The following is a 2,737-nucleotide window of genomic DNA, read 5'->3' as shown; positions in this document are numbered from 1 at the left end:
ATAATCGGTGATTGATTATCAACTATAAGCACGACTGCCTGTCGTACAGAAAAGCAGACATTTGCATGCCTGCTAATTTAACCCCTCAAATTGAAGCTTATAATATTTCGCATAAGTACCATTTAATTTCATCAATTCATCATGCGTTCCACGTTCATGCATACCTGTCGCATCAATTACAACAATCTCATCTGCATTACGAATCGTAGATAAACGATGGGCAATCGTAATACAAGTACGATTCTTGCTTAAATCTTCTAAACTTTTTTGAATGATTCTCTCACTCTCATTATCCAAGGCACTCGTAGCCTCATCTAAAATCAAGATTTTAGGATTTTTTAAGAATACACGTGCAATCGAGATACGTTGTTTTTGTCCACCAGATAAACGCGTTCCTCTTTCCCCACAGAACGTATTATATCCTTCTGGTAAAGACATAATAAAATCATGGATATTCGCCTTTTTAGCTGCCTTTACGATCTCTTCATGGCTTGCACCAGGTCTTCCATAAGCGATATTTTGTTCAATCGTTCCGGTAAACAAATATACATCTTGTTGTACTAAACCAATGTTTGAACGAAGAGATTTTAAAGTTACATCTTTAATATTTTGACCATCAATACGAATAGATCCATTTGTGACATCATAAAAGCGAGACAATAACGAACAAAGTGTAGTCTTACCAGAACCACTTGGTCCCACTAAAGCAATCTTTTCACCGGCCTTGATATGTAAATTTACATCATCAATAACCTTTTCATTCTCAGTATATTGGAAAGACACATGATCAAAATCAATATTTCCGGAAACATTTTCTAAATCCTTGGCATTTTTAGAATCTTGAATTTCAGGAACTTCATTCATAACCTCTTCAAAACGTCTAAATCCAGAGAATCCTTTTTGGAACATCTCCGTAAATTCAACCAAGACTTCAATTGGAGAAACAAAGACATTGATATATAAGGCAAACGTAGCTAACACAATTGGGTTTAAATCGCCATTAGCGATAAACAGCCCACCAAATATAATGATTGTGACATATAAAAGTCCTTGGAAGAAATTATTTCCACCTTGAAAAGTACCCATAACACGATAATTGTCTTTTTTAGATTCCAAGAATTCCATGTTTGAATGATTGAATTTATCAATTTCAATATCTTCATTCGCAAAAGACTGTACAACACGAATACCACCCAAAGAATCTTGAAGACTTGCATTCACACTACCAATCTTCTTTCTGTTTTCCATAAAGGTTCTTCGCATCTTTTTATTTTGAGAATAACTAAACACCATCATCACAACAGTCACAGCCAAAAGAATCAATGCCAATGGCCAATAAATCGTAGCCAAAATAATGAAAGATCCGACAATTTTGAATAATGAAATAAATAGGTTTTCAGGACCATGATGTGCAAACTCACAAATATCAAATAAGTCTGAAACAACACGAGACATCATAACCCCTGTATTGTGTTTATCATAATAGGAGAAAGATAAACGTTGATATTGATTGAATAAGTCTTGACGCATATCACTTTCCATGTTGGCTCCCATCACATGGCCTTGACAACTCACGTAATAACGACATAATGCTCGTATCACATACATAACGAACAAACCTATTCCTAATACGAAAACTCCTTTTAAAATTTCATTGGATGACTTCAAAAAAAATTGTCCTGTACAATAACTTAGAATCAAAGGAAATGATAGATCAACAATACACATGATAAGTGCACAAAATAGATCCATAAAGAAAATCCCTTTATATGGTTTATAATATTGTAAAAATCGTTTAAATGTACTCATATACACCCTCCTGATTTCTGTATTATACACAAAATTTATTGAATTTTCCAAAGTAATGCTAAAATAAAACAAGAATGGATTATGATTAAAATTTTATTTTTTGATATTGATGGTACACTTTTAGAACTTGGCAAGAAGGAAATGCACCAAGAACTAGTTGATGCATTAAACTTAGTTAAGTAAAAAGACATCAAAATCATTTTAGCGACGGGAAGGCCACCTTTTGTCGTTCCTAAATTTCAAGGCATCGAATTTGATGGAGTACTTTCTTTTAATATCTCCTATTGTTTCACCAAAAATGAATTGATTTACAAGAATCCCATAGATAAGAAAGATATTGAAACATTCGTCGAAAACGCAAAAAGACTAAATAAAGCAGTTGCTCTAGTTGGAATCAATAAGATGGGATGTAATTTTGATGATGAAATCTTAGAAGAATATTTCATGATTGCCAACCAACATGTTCATGTACTTGATGAATTTAATAATTTTATGGAAGAAGAAATTTATCAAATGATGGTTGCCACTACAGAAGATCAAGATGAGTTGATTCTAGAAAACACAACTACATTAAAAGTGGCTCGCTGGTGGAATAGAGCTTGTGATATCATTCCTTGTAATGGTGGAAAAGATATAGGTATTCAAAAAATATTGGATTACTTCAATTTCAACAAAGAGGAAGCCACGGCCTTTGGCGATGGAGGAAACGATATTTCGATGTTGAAATATGTTGGTACCGGTGTTGCGATGGGTAATGCCAAAGATAATGTAAAAGCTATAGCTGACTACATTACAGATTCTGTACAAAAAGATGGAATAGTCAGTGCACTAAAACATTTTGAAATTATATAGAAAAAGACAGCAGTTTTCTTGGGATATTTAAATTCTTGTAGGGTCGAACATAGTCCTTAAATTTTTATAGGGTCGT

General features: G+C 33.4%; 2 protein-coding genes. One reads left to right on the top strand and one right to left on the bottom strand.

Going from position 1 to position 2,737, the window contains the following annotated elements:
• Positions 1-72: 72 nt before the first annotated feature.
• A complete protein-coding gene (locus LJE08_RS13275; protein ID WP_186998657.1) occupies positions 73-1,809 on the bottom strand; it encodes an ABC transporter ATP-binding protein in 1,737 nt (578 codons plus the stop codon).
• 189 nt (positions 1,810-1,998) lie between these two features.
• Here LJE08_RS13275 and LJE08_RS13270 point away from each other — a divergent pair, with 189 nt between their 5' ends.
• Entirely contained in the window at positions 1,999-2,661 is a 663-nt protein-coding gene (locus LJE08_RS13270) for an HAD-IIB family hydrolase (RefSeq protein ID WP_227403483.1), read from the top strand.
• The last annotated feature ends 76 nt before the right edge of the window (positions 2,662-2,737 follow it).

This window comes from Holdemanella sp. DFI.5.55 (assembly GCF_020593575.1).
Taxonomy (GTDB): Bacteria; Bacillota_I; Bacilli_A; order Erysipelotrichales; family Erysipelotrichaceae; genus Holdemanella; species Holdemanella hominis.
The sequence above is the reverse complement of the archived record's forward strand: the minus strand, read 5'-3'. Positions and strand labels throughout refer to the sequence as shown.